The organism is Leptolyngbya sp. FACHB-1624 (assembly GCF_047649235.1).
Lineage (GTDB): Bacteria > Cyanobacteriota > Cyanobacteriia > Leptolyngbyales > Leptolyngbyaceae > Leptolyngbya > Leptolyngbya boryana.
The window spans coordinates 2,099,999-2,126,285 of sequence record NZ_CP180258.1 but is presented as its reverse complement, the minus strand read 5'-3'; the positions used below and the strand labels follow the sequence as shown (position 1 = coordinate 2,126,285).

At 47.1% G+C, this 26,287-nt stretch carries 19 protein-coding genes and 1 riboswitch; of the genes, 7 read left to right on the top strand and 12 right to left on the bottom strand.

Going from position 1 to position 26,287, the window contains the following annotated elements:
* Positions 1-7 precede the first annotated feature (7 nt).
* The 3 genes from devC to ACMUEV_RS09780 all read right to left on the bottom strand — a co-directional run bounded on the left by devC (position 8) and on the right by ACMUEV_RS09780 (position 3,680).
* Positions 8-1,237 carry an ABC transporter permease DevC gene (gene devC, locus ACMUEV_RS09790; protein WP_190648192.1) on the bottom strand — a complete coding sequence of 410 codons (1,230 nt, stop codon included), beginning with the start codon at positions 1,235-1,237 and terminating at the stop codon, positions 8-10.
* 12 nt (positions 1,238-1,249) lie between these two features.
* Positions 1,250-2,419, bottom strand: a complete 1,170-nt coding sequence (locus ACMUEV_RS09785; protein WP_287455889.1) for an ABC exporter membrane fusion protein — start codon at positions 2,417-2,419, stop codon at positions 1,250-1,252.
* 157 nt (positions 2,420-2,576) lie between these two features.
* Positions 2,577-3,680, bottom strand: coding sequence for a trypsin-like peptidase domain-containing protein (locus ACMUEV_RS09780; RefSeq protein WP_190648193.1), 1,104 nt, complete (start codon positions 3,678-3,680; stop codon positions 2,577-2,579).
* Between the two features lie 198 nt (positions 3,681-3,878).
* Between ACMUEV_RS09780 and tnpA the strand changes: the two genes are divergently transcribed.
* Positions 3,879-4,313, top strand: coding sequence for an IS200/IS605 family transposase (gene tnpA / locus ACMUEV_RS09775; protein ID WP_017291904.1), 435 nt, complete (start codon positions 3,879-3,881; stop codon positions 4,311-4,313).
* Positions 4,314-4,651: 338 nt separating this feature from the next.
* Entirely contained in the window at positions 4,652-6,679 is a 2,028-nt protein-coding gene (locus ACMUEV_RS09770) for an ATP-binding protein (protein WP_190652979.1), read from the top strand.
* A gap of 27 nt (positions 6,680-6,706) precedes the next feature.
* Here the strand turns inward: ACMUEV_RS09770 and ACMUEV_RS09765 are convergent, their stop codons facing one another.
* From ACMUEV_RS09765 to ACMUEV_RS09745, 5 genes are all read right to left on the bottom strand, one after another.
* A complete protein-coding gene (locus tag ACMUEV_RS09765) occupies positions 6,707-7,531 on the bottom strand; it encodes a CheR family methyltransferase (protein ID WP_190652978.1) in 825 nt (274 codons plus the stop codon).
* A complete protein-coding gene (locus ACMUEV_RS09760; protein ID WP_199329683.1) occupies positions 7,531-8,610 on the bottom strand; it encodes a protein-glutamate methylesterase/protein-glutamine glutaminase in 1,080 nt (359 codons plus the stop codon). Before ACMUEV_RS09760 ends, ACMUEV_RS09765 begins: the two co-directional genes overlap by 1 nt.
* Positions 8,611-8,734: 124 nt before the next feature.
* Entirely contained in the window at positions 8,735-10,150 is a 1,416-nt protein-coding gene (locus tag ACMUEV_RS09755) for a methyl-accepting chemotaxis protein (protein WP_190652977.1), read from the bottom strand.
* Between the two features lie 9 nt (positions 10,151-10,159).
* A complete protein-coding gene (locus ACMUEV_RS09750) occupies positions 10,160-10,585 on the bottom strand; it encodes a chemotaxis protein CheW (RefSeq protein ID WP_017289291.1) in 426 nt (141 codons plus the stop codon).
* 6 nt (positions 10,586-10,591) lie between these two features.
* Positions 10,592-12,703 carry a chemotaxis protein CheA gene (locus tag ACMUEV_RS09745; RefSeq protein WP_017289292.1) on the bottom strand — a complete coding sequence of 704 codons (2,112 nt, stop codon included), beginning with the start codon at positions 12,701-12,703 and terminating at the stop codon, positions 10,592-10,594.
* 108 nt (positions 12,704-12,811) lie between these two features.
* Between ACMUEV_RS09745 and ACMUEV_RS09740 the strand changes: the two genes are divergently transcribed.
* Genes ACMUEV_RS09740 through ACMUEV_RS09725 form a run of 4 tightly spaced genes read left to right on the top strand, consistent with a single transcriptional unit; the run spans position 12,812 to position 15,804 of the window.
* A complete protein-coding gene (locus ACMUEV_RS09740; RefSeq protein WP_415354764.1) occupies positions 12,812-13,141 on the top strand; it encodes a transposase-like zinc-binding domain-containing protein in 330 nt (109 codons plus the stop codon).
* Positions 13,142-13,183: 42 nt separating this feature from the next.
* Positions 13,184-13,558 carry a response regulator gene (locus ACMUEV_RS09735; protein ID WP_017289294.1) on the top strand — a complete coding sequence of 125 codons (375 nt, stop codon included), beginning with the start codon at positions 13,184-13,186 and terminating at the stop codon, positions 13,556-13,558.
* A 10-nt stretch (positions 13,559-13,568) separates the two neighbouring features.
* Complete coding sequence (locus tag ACMUEV_RS09730; RefSeq protein ID WP_017289295.1) at positions 13,569-14,210, top strand: hypothetical protein; 642 nt, start codon at positions 13,569-13,571, stop codon at positions 14,208-14,210.
* Positions 14,211-14,214: 4 nt separating this feature from the next.
* A complete protein-coding gene (locus ACMUEV_RS09725) occupies positions 14,215-15,804 on the top strand; it encodes an ATP-binding protein (RefSeq protein ID WP_190652976.1) in 1,590 nt (529 codons plus the stop codon).
* On the opposite strand, the gene ACMUEV_RS09720 is transcribed toward ACMUEV_RS09725, so the two are convergent.
* The gene (locus ACMUEV_RS09720; RefSeq protein WP_190652975.1) at positions 15,795-18,527 is read right to left on the bottom strand and encodes a PAS domain S-box protein; all 2,733 of its coding nucleotides are present in this window, start codon (positions 18,525-18,527) and stop codon (positions 15,795-15,797) included. The genes ACMUEV_RS09725 and ACMUEV_RS09720 overlap by 10 nt on opposite strands.
* Before the next feature lie 1,018 nt (positions 18,528-19,545).
* Between ACMUEV_RS09720 and ACMUEV_RS09715 the strand changes: the two genes are divergently transcribed.
* Positions 19,546-19,920 (top strand): response regulator, encoded by a 375-nt coding sequence (locus tag ACMUEV_RS09715; RefSeq protein ID WP_190652974.1) that lies wholly within the window; start codon positions 19,546-19,548, stop codon positions 19,918-19,920.
* Positions 19,921-20,385: 465 nt separating this feature from the next.
* Here ACMUEV_RS09715 and thiC read toward each other — a convergent pair whose 3' ends face one another.
* The 3 genes from thiC to ACMUEV_RS09700 all read right to left on the bottom strand — a co-directional run bounded on the left by thiC (position 20,386) and on the right by ACMUEV_RS09700 (position 26,152).
* A complete protein-coding gene (thiC, locus tag ACMUEV_RS09710; protein WP_190652973.1) occupies positions 20,386-21,759 on the bottom strand; it encodes a phosphomethylpyrimidine synthase in 1,374 nt (457 codons plus the stop codon).
* Positions 21,760-21,767: 8 nt separating this feature from the next.
* Positions 21,768-21,860, bottom strand: a riboswitch (TPP riboswitch).
* 171 nt (positions 21,861-22,031) lie between these two features.
* Positions 22,032-25,307 carry a phycobilisome rod-core linker polypeptide gene (locus ACMUEV_RS09705; RefSeq protein ID WP_190652972.1) on the bottom strand — a complete coding sequence of 1,092 codons (3,276 nt, stop codon included), beginning with the start codon at positions 25,305-25,307 and terminating at the stop codon, positions 22,032-22,034.
* A 383-nt stretch (positions 25,308-25,690) separates the two neighbouring features.
* Positions 25,691-26,152 carry a hypothetical protein gene (locus tag ACMUEV_RS09700; RefSeq protein ID WP_017289301.1) on the bottom strand — a complete coding sequence of 154 codons (462 nt, stop codon included), beginning with the start codon at positions 26,150-26,152 and terminating at the stop codon, positions 25,691-25,693.
* Positions 26,153-26,287: the final 135 nt, after the last annotated feature.

The window sequence follows — 26,287 nt, the reverse complement described above, 5'->3', positions numbered from 1 at the left end:
TATCAGGTTAAAAAATGTCAGCCGGATCAGCTTGTTGGACTTTACGAACCGCGATCGTTCCAGAGATCACACACATTAAGATGGTCAGACACAAGACAAAGATTCCTCTTGAGAGCGTCATCGCGAGCGGTAATGAAGTTGCATTGCGAGTTAAATGGTATAAGCCAATGCAAAGAACATAGCCAGGGATATATCCCATGACTGATAAGATGATTGCTTCTTGAAACACAACAGATAACAGATAGCGATTCTTATAGCCCATTGCTTTGAGCGTGGCATATTCAGCTAAATGATCTGCGACATCCGTATAGAGAATTTGGTAAACAATCACTGTTCCGACAATAAATCCGATCGCAGTTCCCAAGGTAAAAATAAACCCGATCGCAGTACTGTCTTTCCAGTAGTTCATCTCAAAAGCGATAAATGCTGCTTTCGACATCACACGCACATCACCAATGACAAAATCCTCGCGATTGTCTTGTTTTTTCGGGTCAATTCGGCGTTCTCCTGGTAAATTCTTGAACCGTTCTAAACTTGCATACAAGTCTGCTCCTGGTTCGAGCTTAATTACCCCGATATCAATCTGCCTCGGATCACGGCTCGGAAAAATGCGATGGAAAGTGAGATCGCTTGTCATTAAGTTGCCATCTGCGCCAAAGGAAGCCCCCAGTCGAAATAAGCCTCCAATCTCAATCTGCCGACTTTCAACTTCAGTCCGAATCGGTGGGTCAGATGGGCTGAGCGCCTGAAGTTTTTCTGGAATCGGCCCAAACTCAGGACGAGACGCACTATCAAATAGCACGACATCAGTCAGACGAATCTTCGATCGATTCTCTTCTACGCCTGGAACTGAAAATAACGTATCTCCTGGATTCGTTCCAAGCACCAAAATACTGCGCGTCTGAGGGGTCGGTAGACCCTGCCAATACGGATTCTTCCAAATTCCAAACCCAATGTAAATCGGACTAATCGACTTCACTCCGGCAAAGCCTAACGACTGATAGAGCCGCCGCTCTGGAAAGCTTTTCATGGCAATCAAGGAAGTCGATTGTGGACTGACCAAGAAAATATCGCCTTCAATGTTCTGATGTAGTGTGACAGCGCTATCAAATAAGGCATCCTGAAATCCCAATTGCAGAAACATCAGAATGACGGCAAAGCCAATTCCAGCTAATGCAACAAGCAACCGAATTTTCTCGCGCTTAAGTTGTAACCAAGCTAGAGGAATTGCAAACATTAACCGCTCCCCCTATGGTTCGATCACAACTTTCACTTGCAAGTTCGTCAATCCTGCAACGGGTTCACTGTTGTCTAGGCGAATTTTGACTTCTACGACTCGCGTATCGGTTTTATCGACCGGATCAGTGTTCAAAACTTCGTTCTTACGCACTTGTAAGCCAACGCGATCGACAGTTCCGGTGAGTTCTCCCGGAAAAGCAAACCCTGTGATTTTCGCACGTTGTCCCGGTTTTACTCGACGGATAAAATTCTCATCGATTTCAGCAACAACATACATCTGATTGGTGCGACCGAGATCCATGACTCCTTCATTTCCAACAACTTCGCCTGGATCGCTATGAATTTTCAAGACTTGACCTTCAGCAGGCGCACGAACGATCGCTTTATCTAAATCTGCTTTTGCTCGCTGAAAGTTTGCCATCGCAACCTGTACGCCTGCTGCTGCTTGCTGTACATCGGTTGGGCGCACTTCGGCAACACTTTCTAACGTTTGCTTTGCCCCTTCAAACTCAAGCTGTGCTTGTGCGACCGCTGCGGAAGCTTGTTGTCGCTGTTTTTCTGTGGTGTCCAGAGCCAGCTTACGATTTCTCACCTCTGATTCGTTCACGGCTCCTTCTTTGAAGAGTGTCGAAAAGCGATCGTAATCCCACTTTGCTTTCTGAAATTCTGCATCGACTCGCGCATACTCTGCTTCTGCTTTCGGCAATTCTGCCTGTGCGCGCAGTACAGTTGCCCGTTGAGCGTTGATATCGCCTCGTTTTGCTCCGGCTTGCACTTGTGCCAATCTCGATTCAGCTTCTTTGACTTGTGCTTCTGCCTGCATGGCAGTGGCTAACAGCGATTGGTAAGTATCGAGAACAGCTAAGGGCTGATTTGCTTTAACGTTTGCGCCTTCTTTGACTAAAACTCGTTCAATTCGCGATCCGCCAAATCCGCCCGCAGCAGACGCACTCGGAGCCGAAACTTTAATCACACCGCCTTCTGGTTCTAATCGTCCTAGTGCGCTGACTGCATCGGGTTGAGAGGATTGTTCTTGCTGGGATGGGCTAGCAGACGATTGCGATGTGGGACGAAAAATTGAATAAGAGAAAATGCCAAAGCCAGTTAAAGCGAGTGCGATCGCAGACCCAATCAACACCACGCGCGCACCACCAGGTTTCATCAGCGGTTTCAGACTCACAACGGAACTCCTAGCTTATGGTAAGCAAGAAAAAAGAACGGGAGCGAAGTTCTTCTATTATGAACCAATTATTACTGAATATGAAGAATTTAACAGCAAACTTCTGTTGCCCCCATTCTCCCAACTTGCAACCCTTTGAGGACTGCGATAAAACCGATTACCGAGGTTCCATCGTTGGCATTTGTTCAGGTGAGATCGCGATCGCAACGGTGCGATCTTTTCGTCTGACTTGGACATTTAATCTGCCATAAATTCCGGCTTCATCGACCTGTTGTTGAATCATTTTGACTTGTTGAACAGGCTGATCGTTAATCATTTCAATCACGTCTCCGGCACGGAGTCCAGCTTTTGCAGCAGGTGTTCCTTGACCAACTTGCACGACTAAGATCCCTTGATCTTGCTCAACTTTTAGACGGCTATTCGGTAACTGATTGACATAGTTCTTGACATTCGGATCTAGCGCGACTAATTGCACTCCGATGTAAGGATGCGTTGCTGCTCCTGTTGCGATTAATTGTTCTGCAATTGTTTTGGCTGTGTTAATTGGGATCGCAAAGCCTAATCCTTGTGTGCCCTGAATGATAGCTGTATTGATGCCAATCACTTCGCCTTGAGCATTGAGCAATGGACCGCCAGAATTACCCGGATTGATGGCTGCATCCGTTTGCAAAAAGCCGACACGTTTATCTGGAACACCAATATCGACACTCGATCGCTCTGTTCCACTAATCACACCGACGGTCACGGTTTCTTGCAGCCCGAGCGGATTCCCAATCGCGATCGCCCACTGTCCTTGCCGAACTTGATCCGAATCACCTAATGTCACTGTGGGCAAATTATCAGTTTCTACTTTAATCACAGCAACATCTGTGACGGGGTCTTTTCCGAGCACTTTGCCTTCTAAAACACGCCCATCTTGAAATGTTACGGTGACTGTATCTGCGCTATCTACAACATGGGCATTGGTAAGGATTTGCCCGACTTTGTTGATCACAAATCCCGAACCTAACCCGCGCAATACCCGACCTGGCGCTGCTTGCGGATTTCCTAAAAATGGACGTAATGCTGTGGGAACTTCACCCCCTAAAGTTCGAGAGACATTGACCTGCACGACCGCATTCTCCGCACGATCGACAGCATTCATCACAAAGTTGTCATCTAAATTTCCGAAGGGAGCTGCTTGTGCTGGGAAGCTGAGCCATAGCAGTCCAATCCATACGATCGCGCTACTGAGCCAACCCCACTGAAATGGTTTATGCATAATTGTTCCCTTATGTTTTAGATCGGAAAATTTTAACTAAAAAATTAGCCTATTCACAGCGTAGAGGTTGTCGTCAAATCGCCTTCATTGTCCCAGCACGCTAGTCGAAACTACCCACTTCAGTGGGAGACTTTAGTTGCTACACACCTCCCGATGGCTGAAATAGGCGAACGTGATAGGTTTGAGAGAAAAACTATCATGAGTGACCAACGCCGAGGTAGCCATACGGTAACCCGATTGACAGTGCATCTAGTCTGGGTGACAAAGTATCGATATCCAGTTCTCAAAGGCGAGATTCAGAAACGGTGTCGAGAACTAATTATCCAGATTTGTGATGCTGAAGATGTCAAGATCCTCAAGGGTGTGGTGAGTAAGGATCATGTGCATATGCACATTGAGTATCCACCCTCAAAATCTATTAGTGATCTCGTGAGGCGGATCAAGGGTCGCACGTCACGATTGCTACAGCAGGAATACCCAGAATTGGAGAAGCGGTATTGGGGGAAGCATTTTTGGGCGATTGGGTACGGAGCTTGGAGTACCGGGAACTTAACGGAGGAGTTAGTGCAAGAGTATCTGGAACATCATCGAAATCCATCAAATCAGGACAACGACAATTTCTTGCTGGAATGAGTTAACTTGGGCTTTCAGCCCTGAAGGAACCTATGTACTTTCAGTGCATAGTGGTTTAGTCCTACGATAGAACTTCGCGCTGATGCGATACAAATGTGTTTGGGCTTTCAAAAATCAAAAATAACGGATAAACTCTATTACTTCTCAAACCAATCTTTTGAACATTCCTTTGACATTTCTCACTTCTCTCCCTTCAGGAGTATTCTCATCGTTAAGAGGAGTGGTCATTCTCTAGAGAGTTTGTGTGAAGACAATCAGTCCTACCTCAACGCATCACTCTGAGCCTGAGTAGCATTGATAACCCAGATTATCGTCGCATTGTCAATTTTATCGATCGTATGACCTGTTCTACTCAAACGCTGCTTCTCATTGGAGATTGCCTGCCGGATCGAGAGAGATATCGGCAGTATTTGATGTCGGATTCGGAGTACGCCTATCGCTTGTTGGAAGCTGAATCGATCGCAGAGGCATTAGAGGTATGTCGAACCCAAGCGATCGATGTGATTCTCTTAGAGTATGTGCTACCCGATGGGAATGGTCTTGAGATGATTCAAGCACTGCACGCGCAGAGTAAGGATGGAAGCCCACCGATGGTGATGATTACAGATGGAGGAGATGAAAGACTTGCAGTACAAGCGATGAAGCGAGGAGCAGAAGATTACCTAGTAAAACATTATCTCACACCAGAACTCTTGCAGTTGACCATACGAAGCGCGATCGAGAGTGCTCGATTACGATTACAACTGCAACAGGCGGAATCTGAGCAACTGCGGTACGAAAACGATCTCAAATATCATCAGCACCAGCTTCAAGAATCAGAGCAACAATTACAACTCGGTATCAAAGTCGCGGGCGTTGCCTTGGCTCGATTTGATTATGTCTCGAATACAGTCACGCTTTCTCCCGAAGCGGCAGTTCTCTATGGAATTGAGATTACAGATTTAACCGTCACCCGCGATCGCTTTCATGCGAACGTTCATCCTGACGATCGCGATGAACTGGCTCGCCTGATTGCACAAGCGATGCATCCCGCTGGAGCTGGTTGGTTTGCTCATGAATATCGGATTCGGGGGCGAGATGGCGCGGTGCGTTGGCTAAGTGTGCGAAAACAAATCTTCTTCGATCGTTCGGGTCAAACGCCTCGCCCAGATTATGCAATTTTGGCAGCGATCGATGTGACTCAAGCGAAACAGCACCAAGCCGAACGCCAACAAGTCGAAGAAACGCTACGCCAAAGTGAAGAACGCTATCGGTATCTATCCGGTCTGATTCCGCAGTTAGTTTGGATTGCAACTGCGGAGGGCGTAATGCTCGATGTGAATCAACGCTGGACGGAGTTCACTGGATTGACGCTACAGCAAGCTCAAACCGATGGCTGGCAGCAGATCGTTCATCCTGAAGATGTTCCTATTCTCACTCAAGCCTGGCAACAGGCACAGCAAGAAGGCAACTCTTATCAAGCCGAAGGGCGGATACAACGAGTAGACGGCATTTATCGCTGGCATTTGCATCAAGCGACACCGTTGAAAAATGCTCAGGGGAAAATCATCAAATGGTTTGGAACAGCAACCGATATTCATGACCTCAAGCAGATTGAGGCAGATCGAACTCGACTGCTGATGGAAGCGCAAGCCGCGCGGGAAGAAGCTGAAGCAGCGAATCGAAGTAAAGATGAGTTTGTCGCTGTCGTTGCTCATGAACTGCGATCGCCTCTTAACTCGATCGCAGGCTGGGCAAAGCTTTTACAAACTCGCAAGCTCGATGAAGCAACAATGGCAAAAGCGCTTGATACAATCTGGCGCAATACTCAAGCACAAGTGCAACTCGTCGAAGATTTGCTCGATATTTCTCGCATGGTTCGAGGAACATTGCATCTGCAAATTGCGGCTGTGAATTTGATCGAAGTGATTGAATCGGCTTTAGATGTCGTTCGCCCCATGACCGAGGCTAAGCCGATTCAGATCGAAATGCACTTCGCTGCTGTACCACACATTGCAGGGGACTTTCATCGTCTTCAGCAGATTGTCGTTAACTTGATGACAAATGCAATTAAATTCACACCTGCGGGGGGACGAGTCGAGATTTCTCTATCTGCGATCGAGTCTGAAGTGATGCTGCGAGTTCAAGATACGGGAAAGGGCATTGCGCCTGAGATCTTGCCGCAAATTTTTGAGCGCTTTAAGCAAGGTCAGCAGAATATGGGGTCGAAAGATGGTTTAGGCTTGGGACTAGCGATCGTCAAAAATCTCGTTGAATTACATCACGGCACGGTTACGATAGAAAGCCCTGGCATTGGGCAAGGAGCAACTGTTACAGTACGCTTACCAAGATACAGTCCCCGTGCTGCTTTGTTGGATCACAGATAGACAGAAAAGATAAAAGCAGAGTACGGCTCATGCACTTCGGAGACGATGGTACAGACTCGTTTTACCTTGAACTGCTTCAAATCGAGAATCCAACTGAAAAGTAGTTTCGCCGCCGCCTAGAAACAAGTAGCCATCCTGCTGTAAATAGGTCTGAACTTTGTTCAAAATCGATCGCTTGGTCTCAACATCAAAGTAAATCAGAACATTTCTGAGAAAAATAACATCCATTTTTGGCAGGACGCTCCAAGATTGAATCAGGTTCAGGGGTCGAAACTCAACCATCTGTCGAATTTCATGAATGATTTGCCAAGATTGCTCAGTCTTGTAGAAATAGCGATCGCGCAACTTAGGCGTTAATCCTCGCTCGACCTCTAAACTGCTATACCGTCCCTGCTCGGCTCGATCCAAAGCCTGCTGAGAAAAATCACTCGCAATAATCCGAACTGTCCAAGTGGAAAGTTCTGGAAAATTTTCTCGAATCAACATCGCAACGCTATAGGGTTCCTGCCCGGTTGAGCAAGCTGCGCACCAAATATGAATGGTTTTCTGCATGGCTCGCGCTGCAATCAGCGCCGGAAGCACACAAGATTGCAGTGCTTCAAAAGGATAGCGATCGCGAAAAAAAGACGTTTCATGGATCACTAAAGCTTCGATAGCTTGATGATGCACATGACTCAAAGGACTTGTCTTCAGATATTCAACGAATGGCGAGAGAGATGCAAATCCAGCTTGAGTCGCAAGTTCACTCAGATATAAGGTAGCGAGATAGTCTTTGTGTGGCTCTAGCACAACTCCAGACTGCTCTCGCACCAAATGACGAAGATACTCAAAATCAAACGAAGAATTGGGCATTAGGTGGTGCTCCGCATCGAGTTGGACGCGCGACTGACCCGGCGTAAAATCTCGGGCATCATGTCATCGATCGCGAACACTGCATCTGCAAGTCCTGCATTCACTACAAATTTCGGCATTCCCCAAACCACACTGCTCGCTTCATCTTGAGCCAAGATTTGCCCATGCGATGCGCGAATTTTGTAGCAACCTTGTAGCCCATCTTGTCCCATGCCTGTTAAAACGACACCTAAAGCACGATCGCCATAAGTCTCTGCGACGGATGCAAATAAAACATCGACCGACGGACGGCAAGAATTGCGAGGCGGAGTTTGATCCAATACAAGCTGCACCTCTGATCGAGTGTGTTGCACGCTCAGATGATAATCTCCGGGTGCAATCCAAATCGTGCCGGGCTTCAAACATGCGCCCATCGTTGCTTCGCGCACAGACAAAGGGCATTTTGCCGTCAGTCGTTCGGCGAGTAGCTTTGTAAACATGGGTGGCATATGTTGCACAATCAGGATGGGAACTGGAAAATCAGCAGGTAAGGTTGAAAGTATCCGAGCGAGTGCATTCGGTCCGCCCGTTGAAACTCCGATCGCGACAACCTCAGCGAGGGCATTAGTTCTATTTGAGGGCGTAGAAACCGCAGGTAGGGAAGATGCGATCGGAGGTTTCGTGCTTTCTCTGCGGCTTAAGACTTTGATTTTTGGAATTAGAGTTGCTTCTAGATATTGAGTGACATCTCCTGTATTGAGCATGTGGTCTGGCTTTGTCACATAGTCTGAGGCTCCCAAAGCGAGTGCGTCTAACGTAATAGATGCTCCTTTGAGAGTCATTGCACTAAACATAATCACAGGGATCTTTGGGTCAAGGTTGCGGATATGACTTAAAGTTTGTAGCCCATTGAGATCAGGCATTTCTATATCGAGAATGATCACGTCGGGCTTAAGCTGTGGCAGTTTTGCAAGAGCAATTCGTCCTGTCGCTGCAACTCCTACGACTTCGATGTGCGGATCGGTCGCTAAGATTTTACTCAAACGGCTTCGCACCATGACCGCATCATCCACAATCAAAACTCGAATTTTTTGCATCATGCTCACAGGATAAAGGGCAGTGCCGATTTGATGTTGACTATAACCTGTTCTCAGATGCTTTCTAAGAGCACAGCTGACAGTTGAGTGAGCCTGTATTGTCGCAAATTCTCTTCCCTAGAAATGTTCAACTGCTTAGACCTCGAAACTGCTGAACAATGTTTTGCAGGTTGACTGCCATTCGTGCTAGTTCCGTTGCTGCTTGGGCTGTGTTGTCTGCTCCAGTGGTTGTCATTTGAGCATTGTCTGCCAAAACCCCAATATTTTTCGCAATATCAGAGCTTCCCTGTGCAGCTTCTGTAACATTGCGAGCAATTTCATTCGTCGTTGCTGTTTGTTCTTCTACAGAACTCGCGATCGTATTTTGAATATCATTAATTTGATTAATGACTGCGGTAATCTGAGTAATTGCTTCGACTGCACCTTTTGTATCGGTCTGAATCGCTTCAATTCGCTGGCTGATATCTTCTGTTGCATGAGCAGTTTGTTTCGCTAATTCTTTCACTTCGCTGGCAACAACGGCAAATCCTCGACCTGCATCGCCTGCTCGTGCTGCTTCAATTGTGGCATTCAAGGCGAGGAGATTTGTTTGCTGAGCGATCGAGGTAATGACTTTGATCACCTTACCAATTTCAACACTGCTTTGACCGAGTTTCGTAATCGTGGCATTCGTCTGATCCGAGGTTTTTACTGCATCCATCGCCACCTGTGCCCCTGCTGCTGCATTTTTAGCAATTTCGCGAATGCTCAGGTTCATTTCTTCGATCGCGGTCGCAACGGTGGCAGCGTTCTGGCTGACTTGTTCTGCTGAGACAGACGCAGAAGTCGCTTGTTCAGAAGTTTGTCCGGCGTTACTTGTCATTTCTCGGCTCACGGCTGTTAATTCTTCTGATGCGCTTGCAACAGTTGCCGAAATTTCTCCAATTTCACCTAATGAGTCCCGCAGGTTCTGAATCATTTGATTGATATCATCAGTGAGCACCCGAAACTCTCCGACATTTTCTGCTGTAATTTGGTTTGCGAAGTCTCCTTGAGCAACTGCACGCGAAATGTGAGCAATACTGCGAATCTGCTCGTTGACTTGACTCGACATCTGATTGACGCTCTCAATCAGGGCTTGCCAGTCTCCGGATACATCTTTGACGGTTGCAACTGAGTCGAGCTTGCCTTGTGTTCCAATTTCGCGGGTAACACGGGTGACTTCACTTGCGACTAACTGGAGTTGATCTGCTATGGCATTGACCTGTGTTGCCACTTGCAGCACTTCGCCTGCAAGTGGTTGCTCCTCAATTTCTAGCGCAATTCTTGCATTCAGGTTTCCTTGTGCGATCGCGCTGAGGACTCGTTCTACTTCACTCATGCCTTGAGCAGAGTGCTGATGATGGCTGACCCATTGATTAAATTCTTGAGCAATCTCCTCAAGTCCGTTACTTTCATCAAGCCGGACTGAAAGATCGCCTGCATTGACTGCCTGCATTGCTGCGAGCAGTGTTGCTTTCATTGCAACTATCGAATCTTGCTTTTGTGATGAGTTAGAAACCATTGCTCTCTCCTAATCTAAAATCTTTGCAGTATTGAGAACGAGTAAAAAATCTTGCTCAAGTTTGTATGCTCCTTTTAGAAAAGTTCGCATCTGAGGATTCAAATTACTCGGAGGTGGATCAAATGTGCTGCTCGAACAGTGCAGCACATCTCCAATGTCATCCACAACGAAACTGACCGTATCCTCGATCGTATGAACAATGATGTTGTAGATGGTTTCATCGCTTCTGACGCAGGGTGTCGATCTCAGGGCTAAACGACAAGCTAAATCAACGACTGGAATGATTTGCCCACGGAGATTCATCAATCCGCAAATCTCCGGCGGTGCGAGGGGAATTCGGGTGAGTGAGGGTTGACAAATAATTTCTTGAACATCCTCAATTTCAATGCCAAAGTAAGAACCATTGAGATAGAAGGTGCAGATCTGTTGAGTCACTACAGTTTACCTCCAGCTCTCGTCAGAGACGAGGTAGGGATTTGCTAGCTTGACGATCGCATCTAAATCTAACATCTCAGTAATTTGACCTTGCACACTGGCATAGCAGGACGAACCCGGACGAATCGCTGCTCCAGTCACCGTGAGCGATTCTTCTACAATGTCGAGAATCTGATCCACAATCAATCCAATCACCTGATTGTGTTCACGCTCGATGACAACGACCGCAATAGATTCCTCGAATTCATGGCTCGATCGAGGAATTCGGCTCAACACAGCTTGCAGATCAATGAGCGCTACAACGCGATCTCGATACTGCATCAAATATTGTTCTCCGACTTTTTCGATCTTTTGGCTAGCAATCATTTCAAGCCGAGTTGACTGAGTGAGAACAATGCCCATCCGAGTATTGTGATGCCCTAGAACAATCAAGATCAATTGCCGATTTTCCGGGGTTGGTTCAGCAGCAATGATCTGGTTGAATGAGGGCTGAATTCCTGCATATCGTGCCACTCCGACTGCATCCAGAATCAATGCTGCACTGCCATCTCCTAACACTGTCGCACCTGCAAATACTTCTAGCGACTTTATCTGTTTGCTCAGTGGCTTTACGACAATCTCTTGGGTATCTTCGATTTGATCGACAATCAGCCCAAATCGATAGCTCTCTGCGTCAATGACAACAAAGTAAAGCAGATCACTCGAAGACATCGGAAGCTGGAGCACAGTAGCCAGATTGACCAAGGGAAGAATGTGTCCTCGTAGTCGATAAACGGGCGCATCGAATAAGGTTTCAATCTGCTGATCGATGCGATCGCGTCCTTCGATCCGAATCAGTTCTTGGACACTCGACTGAGGAATTGCAAATCGTTCCCCGCCACTTTTCACAAGCAAGGTCGGAATGATGGCTAGAGTAAGCGGAATGTTCAGGCGAAAGGTAGTTCCTTGCCCGACCTGGCTTTCAACTTCAATCGAACCATTGACGGATTCAATGTTCCGCCGCACAACATCCATACCAACGCCACGACCTGAAAGATGAGTCGCTTCATTGAGGGTCGAGAATCCAGGAATAAAAATCAGATCGAGCGCTTCGCGATCGCGCATCGATTCGGCTTGCGCTGCACTAATCAGTCCAAGCTGCTGCGATCGCGCTTTCAGTTGAGCCGGATCAATTCCAGCCCCATCCTCTCGAATTTCTAGGATCACTTTCCCATTTTCTTGCGAAGCTCTCAGCTTTAACGATCCTTGAGCCGATTTCCCGGCTGCAACTCTCACCTCCGGTGGCTCAATCCCATGATCAATACAATTGCGAACGAGATGCATCAGTGGATCTTTAATCGCGGCAATGATATTGCGATCGAGTTCCGTTTCACTGCCTTCGAGTTCGAGTGCAATTTCTTTACCACAGGCGATCTCTAGCTCTCGCACTAATCGAGGTAAATTGCGCCAAAGCGTATTAATTGGCTGCATTCGCGCCCGCATGATACTATCTTGCAGTTCATTGGTAATCAAATCAATCTGTCGGCACGTAGCCATCAAGGCTACATCACTGCTATCCGTAGTCAGTTGTAGCACTCGATTCCGGGCAATAACGAGTTCCCCAACGAGATTCATGACCTGATCCAGCAAGTCAACCTGCACGCGAATCGTTGAATCAAGAGTAGTTAAGCTTGTTGAGTCCGAATCTTCTAGCACTCCTGAACGAGTTGCAGCCTGGTGCTCTGAGCTATAGAGTACTGTCAGCTTGGTGATGAAACGCGAATAGTCTGCGGTTCCTTCGGTTTTAGTCGTTTCAATCGTTTTAAGCAGTTGCCGAATGGTATCGGTTAAGTCAAGTAAAACGGTTGCTACACCAGGTGTCATTTTAAACTCGGCGGTGCGAATTCCTTCTAAAAGCGTTTCTCCAGCATGAGCGATCGCGGCAAGCGTCGGTAAAGGCAAAAAACCACAATTGCCTTTAATTGTATGGAGGGCACGATAGAGCCGATTGAGGCGATCCGGATCAAGCGCATGCCGTTCTAAGTCCAAAACATCTTGCTCAAACTGGTTCAAAATCTCGTAACTCTCAACCAGAAAAGCTGCTAAATCCTCTGCATCGATTTCATGTAGAGACTCCATATTTTCAAGCGTACTCCAGCTTTATCCTTCAACATCCTAAGCAGCATCCTTATCTGTCAGGATCTATCTTAAGATAGATGTTTAAGCAGTAGACAACGCTGAACACTAATGATATTTTCATTTGAAAGCATCGCCATGGAATGCCCAAACTGTGGTTCGCATCAGTTACAGCGCAATGGATACCGCAGTCAGATCCAGTGCTACAAATGCAAGGACTGTGGACGGCAATTTCTTGAGACTTACAAGCAGATGCGATACTCAGAGGAGGTGAAGCACTTTTGCATTCGGATGTATTTTCAGGGCATGAGTGCTCGTAGCATTGAACAAGTTACGAACATTCACCACACAACGATTTTGTCATGGCTGCGTGAAACAGATGTTGACGTCTTAGAGCTGCTCTGTGCAGAGCAGCATTCTATAGAAAAATTAGAATTGTAAATATTTGCTGAATTATCTCCTTCCAAGAGGCATAAGTAGACTGTGGATACATCGAATTTGGTATCAGTGTTAATTGTGGATGATGCAGCCTTTTCGCGCCGAATGCTGCGGAAATACGTCGAGGCAGAAGGTTGCACGGTTCTAGAAGCAACCAATGGACAAGAAGCACTAGAGATGGTGAGTCAGCATCAACCGGACTGTATTTTCGTCGATTTACTGATGCCCAACATTGATGGGTTTCAATTTTTACAGAAGCTTCGGGAAGAGGGCTGTGCGATTCCGGTCGCGATCGTCAGTGCAGACATTCAAGATTCTTCTCGGCAGCGTGGACTCGAACTTGGAGCCGCAGCATTTCTGAATAAACCCGCAAAAGAAGCTGAAGTTCGCCAGACGGTTCAACAACTTTTGCAGTGCTGAGGAGCAATGAATGACTTTAATCACTGAGAAGCAGTTAGATGCTTTGCAAGAATTCATTAATATTGGCATCGGGCGGGCGGCTGGAATGCTCAATGAAATGCTGGATACTCCGATTCAGCTCTGTGTTCCGATGCTCCAGATGTTTGAGGGTGCAGCTCTTAAGCAAAAGCTCGCCCAACGACTCGATCCGCATCACTTTTCTGCAGTGAGATTAGGCTTTAGTGGTAGCTTTAGTGGGAGTGCCGAACTGCTCTTTCCGACCGAAAGTGCTTCAGCCCTAGTCGCACTCCTGACTGGCGAAGACCGAGATTCTCCAGACCTCGATGGTGTCAAGATTGGCACTCTGACCGAAGTAGGCAATATCGTCATCAATGGCATTCTCGGATCGATTAGTAACTTACTCAGTGAGCATATGAGCTATGCTCTCCCGTCTTACCATGAAGACACGATGGAGCACTTGTTACTGTCGAACCATCTCTTCAAAGTTGATACCATTTTTTTGCTTGCACAGGCTCGATTTGAGATTAAACAGCTTGAAATTGTGGGTGAGATTATTTTAATTTTTGAGATGACTTCTTTTAGTGAGCTACTAGCGTGTATCGATCGCGAACTTGCGCTAATCTCGCAATCTTCAGAAAAAGGAGCCGTTTGATCTCATGTCCTACCTCGACGATCGCTTTAGTCTGCTCGATCAAATGCCACTCGGGATTTGTGTGCTCCGATCGGACTATCAAGTCGTATTTTGGAACAGTGCGCTAGAAGAATGGACGCAGATTGGGCGCAAGCGGATTGAGGGGCAAGCGATTTGTGACTTTTTTCCTCACTTTCGTCAATCGCTTTATACCAATCGCCTCGCTCCGATTTTTGAGGGAGGACCACCGACAATTTTCTCCTCACAGCTTCACAAATACATCATTCCAACTGCGTTCTCGGATGGCAGACAGCGGATTCAACATACCACCGTGACTTCGATTCCCGCGACTCAAGGAGACGGATTTTATGCAATGCTGTCGATTCAAGATGTCACCGATTTGACCTTTCAGGTGCAAGAGTATCGTCAAATGCGCGATCGCGCTTTAGCTGAAGCTGAGAACCGCAAACTCGCTCAAGAAAGCGCTGAAGTTGCTAATCGCGTTAAAGACGAGTTTCTGGCGATCGTCTCTCATGAACTCCGTACCCCGCTTAACCCGATTTTAGGCTGGTCGAAACTGCTCTGTGAAGGCAAGCTTTCAGGCGAGGTTGCTCAACGCGCGCTCAATACGATCTTTAGGAATGCAGCGTTGCAAGTGCAATTGATCGATGATTTGCTCGATGTGTCTCGCATTCTGCGCGGCAAATTAAGCCTCAAGTGGGGGATCATTGATCTGATCGCTGTGGTGCATTCTGCACTCGATACGGTTCGTTTGATGGCAGATAACAAAAGAATTAAACTGCAGTTTGAGGCTGATGCTTCGATGATGATTCGGGGTGATGCGACTCGCTTACAGCAAGTCGTGTGGAATTTGCTCACGAATGCAATTAAATTTACACCTGAAGCAGGACAGATTGAGATCTCCTTAACCGATGCAGAAAATTTTGCAGTTTTGTCTGTTCAAGATACGGGCAGAGGCATTACCTCAGATTTTCTACCTTATGTATTCGAGTCATTTCGGCAAGAAGATGCTTCTAGTACGCGCAAAATTGGCGGGCTAGGACTCGGATTAGCAATTACTCGGCATTTAGTTGAACTGCATGGCGGAACGATTGAAGTGCACAGTGGCGGGGCGGGGCAAGGCTCAGTGTTTATTATCAAGCTGCCGATCGCTGAGCCTCGATTTCAGGCTCATTTACACCCAACCGACTTCAAAGGTGATGAGTTACCTAGCTTGGCTGGACTGCATATTTTAGCTGTGGATGATGAGCAGGATGGGCTGGATTTCCTAAAGTTTCTCTTGGAAAGTTGTGGTGCGACCGTCACGGCTGTCGATTCTGTGTCAGAGGCAATGACTGCACTGAATCGTGCTCGATTCGACTTGATTGTGACGGATCTCAGTATGCCGAGTGCGGATGGATTTGAATTGATTGAATCGGTACGAGCGCGCTCGGATGCCGCGCGATTGATTCCCGCGATCGCACTGACGGCTTATGCCTCTGAAGCGACTCAGCAACAAGCGATTCTGGCTGGATTTCAACGGCATTTAGTCAAGCCTCTGAATCCTGACGAGCTGATTCAAACCGTCAACCAACTTGCAACGACTCAGGCATGATTGAATACCTTCACGATCGCATTAATCAGGTCATCGGGTTCTACAGGCTTCGCTAAATGGGCTTGGAATCCAGCCCCCAAGGCGCGATCGCAGTCTTCGGGTTTAGCAAAAGCAGTGAGCGCGATCGCCTTGACAGATTGACCTTGTGGTAATTGTCGAATTCGTTGCAACAACGAATACCCATCTTCTTCTGGCATACCAATATCACTCAGCAGTACATCTGGCACAAACTGTTGAAATATCCCATACGCTTGTGCCGCAGAATGAGCGATGGCAACGGTTGCTCCAAAATCGCTCAGGACAAACTGAAGATAGTCACAAGTATCAAGGACATCATCGACAATGAGGATCTTGACCTTGCTCAAGTCTGCGATCGTAGGATTCGGCTCAATCGAGGTCGGTTGAGCAACCTGATCAATCAGTGGAAACCTGACTGTAAACGTTGCACCTTGATTTAGCCCCGGACTCTCAACCTGAACGGTTCCGCCATGCAATTCAACTAAATGCCGCACAATTGCAAGTCCTAGCCCTAATCCATCTTTCGATCGGGTGGTGCTATTTTCCACTTGTCGAAATCGCTCAAAGATATACGGCAAAAAATCAGCACTGATGCCTTGTCCTGTGTCGGTTACACTGACGGCAGCATCATTGCCGACCTGTTCTAACGAGACGGTAACATGTCCGCCGTTGGGGGTAAATTTAATCGCATTCGTCACGATATTTGTCAGGATTTGCTGCAGCCGATTGGCATCTCCTAAAATCCGTCCGACTTCTGGCTCAATGGTCGAACAGAGTCGAATTTGCTTTGCGGTTGCTGCAAGCTGTCCGTTTGCAACGACAACTGTAATAATTGGGGCTAAATGTATGGGCACACAATCTAAGCGGAGTTGACCGCGCAGAATGCGAGACACATCGAGCAAATCTTCGATTAACTTGACTTGAGCTTGCGTATTGCGCTCGATCGTTTCTAACGCTTGTTCAACTCTTGCAGAATCAAACTGACGAGAACGCAGCAGTTTTGTCCAGCCCAGAATCGCATTCAGGGGCGATCGCAGTTCGTGAGAGACGATCGCGAGAAACTCATCTTTGGTTCGATTTGCCAGTTCAGCCGCAGCCCGAGCGTTCTGAGCTTCGGCAAGTAACATTTCTCGCTCGCGCTGGAGCTGTTTTTGTTCGGTTAAATCGACCACAAAGCTAATGCCGCGATGGTGTGATCCTTCAAACATCACCCCCCCCAAAAGCACACTAATGCGGCTACCATCTTTGCGAATGTATTCTTTCTCTAAGGTGTCCGAGGTTTGCTGGCGCATTTTCTCGATCGACGCATCGCTAAGCTGGATCTGTTCTGGCGGGGTCAAAGCTCTCCAGTTTACTTTCCCAGCATGTAAGTCTTCACGCGTGTAGCCAACTAAATTGAGAAAAGCATCATTCGCATCTAAAACTGTTCCATCTGCATCCCAGAATTCAATGCCGATTAGATTCAAATCAACCAATCGTTTGAGTCGAGCTTCGCTCTCTCGCAAGTCTGCTTCGGTTTGCTTACGATTACTAATATCAATCGTACTTCCTACAATGCGGATCGGTTGACCTGTGATGTCTTTGACGACTAAACCCCGATCTTCAACCCACAGATAATGCCCGTTGCGATGGCGCACTCGATATTCTACACAATAGCGATCGAGGCTTTCTAAGTGCTCATTTAAGTTACTGAAATCAAATCGAGCCAGGTCTTCAGGATGGATTTGTTGCCACCACCATTGCAGCGAAGGATCGACTTCTTCAGGACAATAGCCACACAGATCCATCAAGCCTCGTGAACGGTAAACGGTATTATTTTTGAAATTCCAATCGTAAATCAAACCATTGGTCGCCATGACGGCAAGCTCAAAGCGTTCGGTTGCTTGCTGCAAGGACAATTCAGTCGCTTTTTGCTCGCTGATGTCTCGTCCTGCGGCTTGAAATTCGATGATTTGATCTGCTGAATTGAAAATGGCGCGATTTGTCCACTGCTGCCAGCCTATCTCCCCGTTCGATCTGCAAACTAAATGTTCTTGAATCAGAGTCGGACGATCTGGAGTTAATGTATTGAGTACATCAATCTGTTGCTGAATCTGCTCACGAGCACCTTCGGGGATCAGGTGCAAAAAATTCTGCCCGAGCAAGGTTTCGGCAGTCGTCCCAAAGTAGCGACAGTAAGCAGGATTGACAAAGGTCAGTGTTCCATCGGGAAGAAAGTGGCAAATCAAAACGGCTTGATCTTGTACGATCGCCTGATAGCGTTCCTCGCTGTCTCGCAAAGCCTGTTGTGTTTGCTGGAGTGCTCGTCTCAGTTCAGTATGTTCGATCGCAGTTTGAAGGGTCAATCTCAAGCGGTTTGGCGTAATCTGACTCTTGACTAAATAATCTTCTGCACCGCTTTTCATCGCCTGATCCGCGATAGATTCATCTTCTTGCCCGATGATCATCACGATCGGCGGAAAAGTTTTGCCCCCTTGAGCTTTCAGCTTTGCCAAAAACTGAAGCCCATCTAAATCTGGCAGCCGAAAGTCAAGCAAAATTCCATCGATTTGCTGCAACTCGCATACCTTCAACCCATCGAAAGCTGATTCTGCTTCTAAAATTGTGTAGGTTATTCCTGGATCATTCGTTAAGTAACGGCGATACATTTGCCGATCTTGAAAAAAGTCATCAACAATTAGAACCGTCTGTTGGCTTTGCGTCATTGTGCTCATCAACAAGGAAACGAATGAAAACAGGACATACTTTCTAGGCTTATATCAAAGTTTGAATGCCAGTTCAGCAAAGATAAATTGATTCAGCACTCTCTTTCCTCTAAGATGCGTTCGATCTGAGCTTGATCTCAGTCATACAATTAACAGCAACGTAAGAATGCATATCAAAATCTCTCGTGATTAAGCAAAAATCATATCTATCTACAGAGGGGTTTAAGTTAATCTGTGAAGTGATAGGAGTATCAATTTCAAAAAGGAATGAGCGTTGATTCACCGAGAATTTCCCGAATGCGTTGCTGTCTCTAGATTCCCTCTCAGCCTCGAAGAGGGGAACAAAACGCCTGGTTTTTCTGCTGCGATTTGGAAAGAAGAAATCCTTGGATGAGAGCAAACTCAGACGATTTAGGCTGGTGAGTAATTGAATTGATAATTCTAGGCGGATGATCGATTTCCTAAAGTAATTCTGCTGGCTCTAAATCGTTTTTCTAAACAGGAATAAGATTATCATTTTCCAGACGAATTGCGTCTACAAATAAACTCAGGATTTCTCCAAAATTTGTTCAAATTTAAAAAGTACAATAAAAGGCTTTTTAGAATTGATCATGAACGCGAATTATTCTGTTAAGGCTCTTGCCAATCTTTCTAGCCAAGATATTTCAACACAGATGACAAGTTGCTTCATTACAAGGTTGTCCCAAGCTGAAGATGTGAGTGAACGAGGGTAAACGATCACGATGCTGCACAACGTTCAGAACATGAGGGTGAATTTTGAAGATGAATTTATGATCCGCATGAAACGATGCAATCGTACAGTTCCATTAGGGGTAAATTATCTATAAGAAGTCTTAGTGACAGCAAGACTTTCGATAGCAACGGTTCTATGTTCTCGACAGCTTTGTATTGCTCCATACTTAAGAAGCTAAATATCCGATACAGGGAAGATGTAAAAGATAATGGAGAAGATACTTCGCAAAGAGAGAAATATCCACTTCAATCTGGCTTAGAGTTTATGTTAGCCAAGCGGATTCTGCTGATTGATGATGAAAGAAGACTGGCTCGGGTCATTCAAGCCTGTCTGAGCAAACTTGGAGGTTGGACAGTGATCGTTGCAACATCAGGGGCAGACGGATTGACGAAGGCTGAAACAGAACAGCCAGATGCAATCTTACTAGATATCATGATGCCGGACATGGATGGAATCATGCTCTTACGACACTTGAAGAAACATCCAGTCACCGCAGCCATTCCAGTTATTCTTTTGACTGCCAAGCTACCTGCGATCGCGGCTGATCCAAACAATCCCCTACCGATTTCCGGCATGATTGCAAAACCATTTGAGCCGTTAAATTTAGCAGAACAAATTGCAGAAATTTTGGCATGGTAACTACCAGGTCACACCTATAAGACTGGTACGGCGACGCTCAATTCCACTTCCGCGCAGCAGACAGGACTGCCATAGTAAATTTAAGCTTTTCTTAAAAGCCTGTTCTATCGCGTGGAAGATTTGTGATGAACTCTTGACCTAGTAAGCTACCCATAGCATTAGCAACGAGTTGGGTTTGGCTTAGCATGAACGCTTCAAATCAATGTTTTATTTGCTCTCATACTTTACTCTCCCATGTACTGCATGGAGAGAAGAATTGGTATTGTAGCCACTGTCGTGAATACTTTCCGGCTTCATTTCACCAACGGATACATGCAATGAATACGATTAGAAATGAAAGTCTGAATCGAACTCGCCAACCTTCGCATCGGCTACTACAACCTGCCGCGATCGCTTAAAAAGCAAGCTTGCCCTCTAAATTCCTAAGATTTGTGAGTTTAGAGAGCAAGACTGAGCAACAAGCAATTAGCGAACGGGCTGTTTTTCCCGTGCCAAGAACTTTTCAAGTTCAGTTAGCGCATCAGCGTCTACTTTCGTTTGCATGGGGCAGAACTTCGGTCCACACATCGAGCAGAACTCAGCAGTCTTATAAATGTCTGCTGGTAATGTTTCATCGTGGTATTCCTTGGCTCGCTCTGGATCCAGCGAAAGTTCAAATTGCCGATTCCAGTCAAAGTTATACCGTGCAGCCGAAAGCTCATCATCGCGATCGCGCGCTCCCGGTCGATGCCGTGCAATATCTGCCGCATGTGCCGCAATCTTATAAGCAATCAACCCATTACGAACATCTTCCGCATTCGGCAAGCCTAAATGCTCTTTCGGAGTCACATAGCAAAGCATTGCTGTTCCATACCAGCCTGCCATCGCAGCCCCGATCGCGGAAGTAATATGGTCATAGCCTGGAGCAATATCGGTGACTAATGGACCCAAAACATAGAAAGGTGCTTCTGAACACTCTTCCATTTGCTTGCGAACATTGAACTCGATCTGATCCATCGGCACATGTCCTGGTCCTTCAACCATGACTTGAATATCATGTTCCCAAGCTTTGCGAGTCAGCTGTCCGAGTGTTTTGAGTTCCGAAAGCTGAGCTTCATCCGACGCGTCGTGAGTACAACCCGGACGCAGTGAATCTCCTAAACTAAACGACACATCGTACTTCTTGAAAATTTCGATAATGTCATCAAAGTGGGTGTAGAGCGGATTCTGCTTGTGATGCTGCAACATCCAGCGCGCAATAATTCCACCACCGCGAGAAACAATCCCAGTAATTCGGGATTTGACGAGCGGCAAGTATTCGATCAACAATCCCGCATGAATGGTCATGTAATCCACGCCTTGTTGAGCGTGCTTTTCAATCACATGTAGAAAATCATCTGGGGTTAAGCGATCGAGATCTCCATGCACACTTTCGAGAACCTGATAAATCGGCACAGTTCCGATCGGCACAGGAGAAGCATTGATGATCGCAGTCCGAATCTCATCTAAGTTTCCGCCTCCGGTAGACAAATCCATCACGGTATCAGCACCGTACTTGACCGCGAGTTTGAGTTTGTCTACTTCTTCATCAATGTTCGAGGAATTGGGCGATGCCCCAATGTTCGCGTTCACCTTACATTTTGAAGCAATCCCGATCGCCATCGGCTCCAAATTGGGGTGATTGATATTCGCCGGAATGATCATCCGACCGCGTGCGACTTCATCGCGAATCAATTCAACAGGAAGATTTTCCCGCTGAGCGACATAGTGCATTTCTTCGGTAATGACTCCGTTGCGAGCGTAGTGCATTTGAGAAACATTCTTCTGTCCTCGGCGTTTTGCGATCCATTCTGTCCGCATTAGTTTTTCCTCTGATTAATGAGCTTCCCTTCGCTGGCATTACCCAGTCTCAGGTTCTAAGGGTTTGTTCTCAGCCCAGTCGGGCACCCCTAGCTTGATTGTCTATCGTACCAGTCTGAACGCAGAAATGCAGGATGTGTCGCGATCGTTTCAGTCAAGAAAAGTTTGATGTAGAAGCGCGATCGTAGATAAACAAGCTGCTCACAAAAGGAAGCCCTCGATTGCAGAACAATCGAGGGCTTTATCATTCAACCGACTTTAGTTAGAGCAAATTAGATCGAAGTCACATCTAGATTGCGCTTGTAGGGAACGACATCTTCGCCAAAGAAGCGAGCATACTCAGTTCCATCGACGATCGCATTTACAACAGCACTCAATCCTTGACCCGATAAGATCTGATTGTATTCGTGCAGTTCTTCCTGACTGATCGGCGCCCGACCTAGCAAATGACAGAACAATAGCTCGATCGCTTTTGCATTCGGATAGGGAGTATAGAAGCGCTGGCTATAGCTCGGTGAACTTGCCAATGCGCGAACAAACTCCCGCACTGAAATTTCGCCCTGCTGCAACTGAGCTTCGAGATCCGATCGCTTAAACTCAACCGGAACTTGATCCGCTGGTACATTCATCACTTGAGCATAAATGGCATTGATCACCATCTCACTCTCGTGCTGCATCATGCCAGGATTCATCCGGTAGATGCGAGCAGGCTTACGGCGCATGTCCAACTCTGCCGGGACGAAGGGAGTCGAAGAACGACCCACTTGAGCTACATCTTTGCCATTTGCCGCGATCGCGCTAGAAGTCAACGGCATCGTGGAAATATCCAGGCGCGAATTCGTGGGCGAAAAGCTCGGAACTTCAACCTTGTCGTTTTGCTTCGTCAGCTTGTTGTACAAGGTTTGAGAGTTCGGGAAGTTCGCAGCCGGCAAGGTTAAGAAACGGTTGTATGGAACCACATCTTCACCAAACGCTTCGTTGTACTCGACGGTGTTGACCATCTCGGTGATAAACGCCTTCAAGCCTTGAGTCGCCAAGATCTTGTTGTACTTGCGGATTTCAGCTTGATCCAGAGGAGCACGTCCTAAGAAATGCTTCGTTCCTAGCTCGATCACTTTCGTGTTCGGGTAAGGCGTGTAGAACTCCTTGACATACAGACTGGAAGAACCAAGCCCTGCAATAAACTCTTTCAAGGTGATATCGCCATTGCTGAGTTGAGTTTCCAAGACCGAGAATTCGTTTTGGATCACATACGGAGCAATGTCGCGCTCGAAGACTTGACGATAAGCCGCACCGATCACAGTCTTGAGGTTCGCCTTGTCGTTGAGTTGGGTAAGCTTGAAGACTTTCGTTTGTTCGCGCTTCTTGCTGACCCCTTGGTTGATCCGGAAGTCTACATCGGGTTGAGTCCGTAGACCAGTCGAAGTTCCCAATTGAACGAACAGAGGCGTTTCCTCTTTCGTAATCTTGGTGCCTTTGTCTTGAATCGAACCGACGCGGTTCATTCTCAGAGAAACACCTGCGGGGGTGAGATAGCGCTCATAAGGAACGGTATCTTCGCCAAAGGTTACGTTGTACTCTTCCGTGTCAAGAATCGCATCGACTAACGCGTAAACGCCTTTCTTCGCACTGATATCAAAGTACTTGTTGGTTTCTTGGCGACCGTAGGTTGGACGACCCAACAGGCGACGGTGAATGTATTCCACCGCTTTCATCACATAAAGTTTTTCCCAGTACAGACTGCGGAATAGCGGTGACTTCGCCAAGCGACGGACGAATTCTTTAATGGTGATTTCGCCGTTTTCCAGCTTGATTTCATCGACTTTGAGGCGTTGTCCTTCATAGACATCGCGCCCGAAAACTTGCAGATAAGCCGCTTTGATCACCGCTTGGGTGGAGCTTTCTGAGAATTTGGTACTAATGCCTTTTGTGCCAGTAGACCGCTTTCCAAATGACTTGGTAAAGCTAGGACTTTGGTCGTATTTGAAGACTTTTGGACCAAGCGTGCCAGGAGCAACACCGCGCGCACTTGGATTGCTGAGCTGGTTGTTGATGCCAGGTCCGCGATTGATCAAGATTCGACGTGTATCTTTGCCGAATGGAGCAGGGCTTGCGCTAGGAGTACGAGTTTCTTTCGGGAAGATCGCACCAAACTGGATTTCTAGTGGATCGTTTCCAGAACCGTAAACGTGCTGATCCGGCAACGGCTGATCGTAAGAGGCAAACGTGGTGAGAAACTGCGGAATCTTGCGGAAGGGTGCACTGTAGTTAAACAGGTTTTGTTGCGGACCCCAGTTGCGACATTCTTGAGCTTCTTGACCTAAGCCACGCAGGTACGGAACAGTTTCTTCTCCGAAGTAGTCGCTGTACTCTTGCGAATCGACCAAAGCATCGACGAGGGCATTTAAACCACCGCTCGATACGATCGAGAAATATTTCTGCACCTCTTCACGCGAAGAAGGACCCCGACCGAGAATGTGACGGAATGCCAATTCAAGAGCGCGGCTATTGATGTACGGCTCGAAGAAGTTCTTGCGGTACAAGGGTGATTTTGCCAAGCGACGGATGAATTCCTTCATCGAGATTTCGCTGTTTTTCACCTTCGATTCGAGGTCAGAGATGCTCAATGAGTAAGCGCGAGTGATGTCCCGCTCAAATACCTGGCGGTAAGCTGCCTTGACTGCTTCGTTTTTCTCGCTCGCCGACAGTCCTGGTTTCATCACAAACTTCGGACGGCGTTCTGCTGCATTGAAGTAGATTTGCGGCAGTTGTAAGCCCTGTTGGTCGGGAGAAGGACGTTGACGCAGTTTGGTTGAAGGTGTGGGCGCTTTAAATTCAGTGATCAGAACATCGAAGTACTGATCGACGATCGCTTTTGCATCTGCATCCCCCCGGAAATAAATTCCGGCTGCGACTTTCATTTCTTGCAGTGCCACGATGGTTGCTTCACCGGAACATGCTCGTTCAATAATTTCGCGCAACCCGCGAGTATTGACTGAGATGATGCTCGGATCGCCTGCCACGATCGCATAGGTCGTATAGCGTAAGAACCAGCTTAAGTCGCGGAGCGACTTCGCCATATTGCTCGGGCCATAGCGTGCCACGTTAATTGGACGGAACCCTGGAGGGATTGCACCTGCGCTCGGCGTTAGGAAGAAGTTCCGAATGCCGCCAAATAATCCGCCGCCGGAGCCTTCCGCATAAGTGACAGTTCCCAGTTTCATCCCTTCTTCGGTATTCAGGGTTGTGCCTGCCACCGTTTTCACAGGTTCTGCGTCAACATTGGGCTTTTCAAGGAATGCCATCGGAGAGCCGCCTGTAAAAATGCGGTTTGCCGATCGCGAGACGATCAGTTCAGAGTTCCGTGTCAGAATTTCAGCGATTTCTAGACGTTTTTGCCCAGATTTGAAATACTGCACGAGTTCATCGAGTTCGCCCCGCCCTAAAAAGCGGTCTTGTTGCTCTGCCTGTGAAATCGTTGCAACTGGTACTGTTTGGTATAGTTGCGGGCGCGCAACCGAGCTTCCACCACTTGCCTTAACACTCATTGGATTTCTAAAGCTCCCATTTACGGATCGTTACTGTGTTAAATCTGACCAGAGCTTCACCTGGAACAGCCAATTTAGATTTTGGATTGGCGATTTTGGATTGACTATATATGATTTCATCCACATGCTGAGGCTGATGGAATTTAGGGATCGGGTTCTGAACAAAAATTCAAAATCCAAGATCTAAAATCCAAAATCAGAAGTCAAACACCGCCCAGGGTCAACCAGTTCATTTTTAAGATTAAAACGATTCGGGTTCCTACACTTGAATTATTAAAAAGTGTGTAGAACTCGATCGCTGCTGAATCGACTTCTCATCATAAAAGATAGCGGGTGCGCTGATGAGAGACGGTATAAGTTTTGTAACAAACGCCCGATAAATCTTAATTGCCCGTCCGTACGATTAAACGATACTCTCGATTGGTGTTTGGAGTTACGGTTCCCACCCAGACTTGGTAAGTGCCGGGTTGCAAGTCTTTCTCTCGTAAGCGAGCATCTTTTTTAGAGCCAGCATCGGCACAGCGTACTCCACCCGGTCCTGACATCAGTAAAGTGGTGTCGCTGCCGCCGCTATCGACTCGAAGCGTCAGAGTAGAGACTGGTTTTTTCAGCACGATCGTATGATCGGGATTCGGATCGCCAAAACCAAGACATTTGCGTTCGGATCGATCGCTGTTGCTGACAACGGCAGGTAGGGAAGTTGTTCCTCCAGTCGATCCCATCATCATTCCCGATGAAGTTTGATCGTCGATGGTCAAAGTTTTAAAGTTATTGGGTTGTGCCAGTGCAGGCAGAGTAAGAGTGATCGCACTCACTAGCACTCCGCTCAAAAGTCGCCTGATCATTGTAAAATTCCCTGCGTGAAGTGTGAATAATCGTTTCTTAACCGCATCTAATTTGTATTCTAGAACCGAAGAGAGGGGCGATCGTCAGTGAGTGTTCGCTTTTCAGACTGCCGGTGGCAAGCGTCCTGTAGCGCC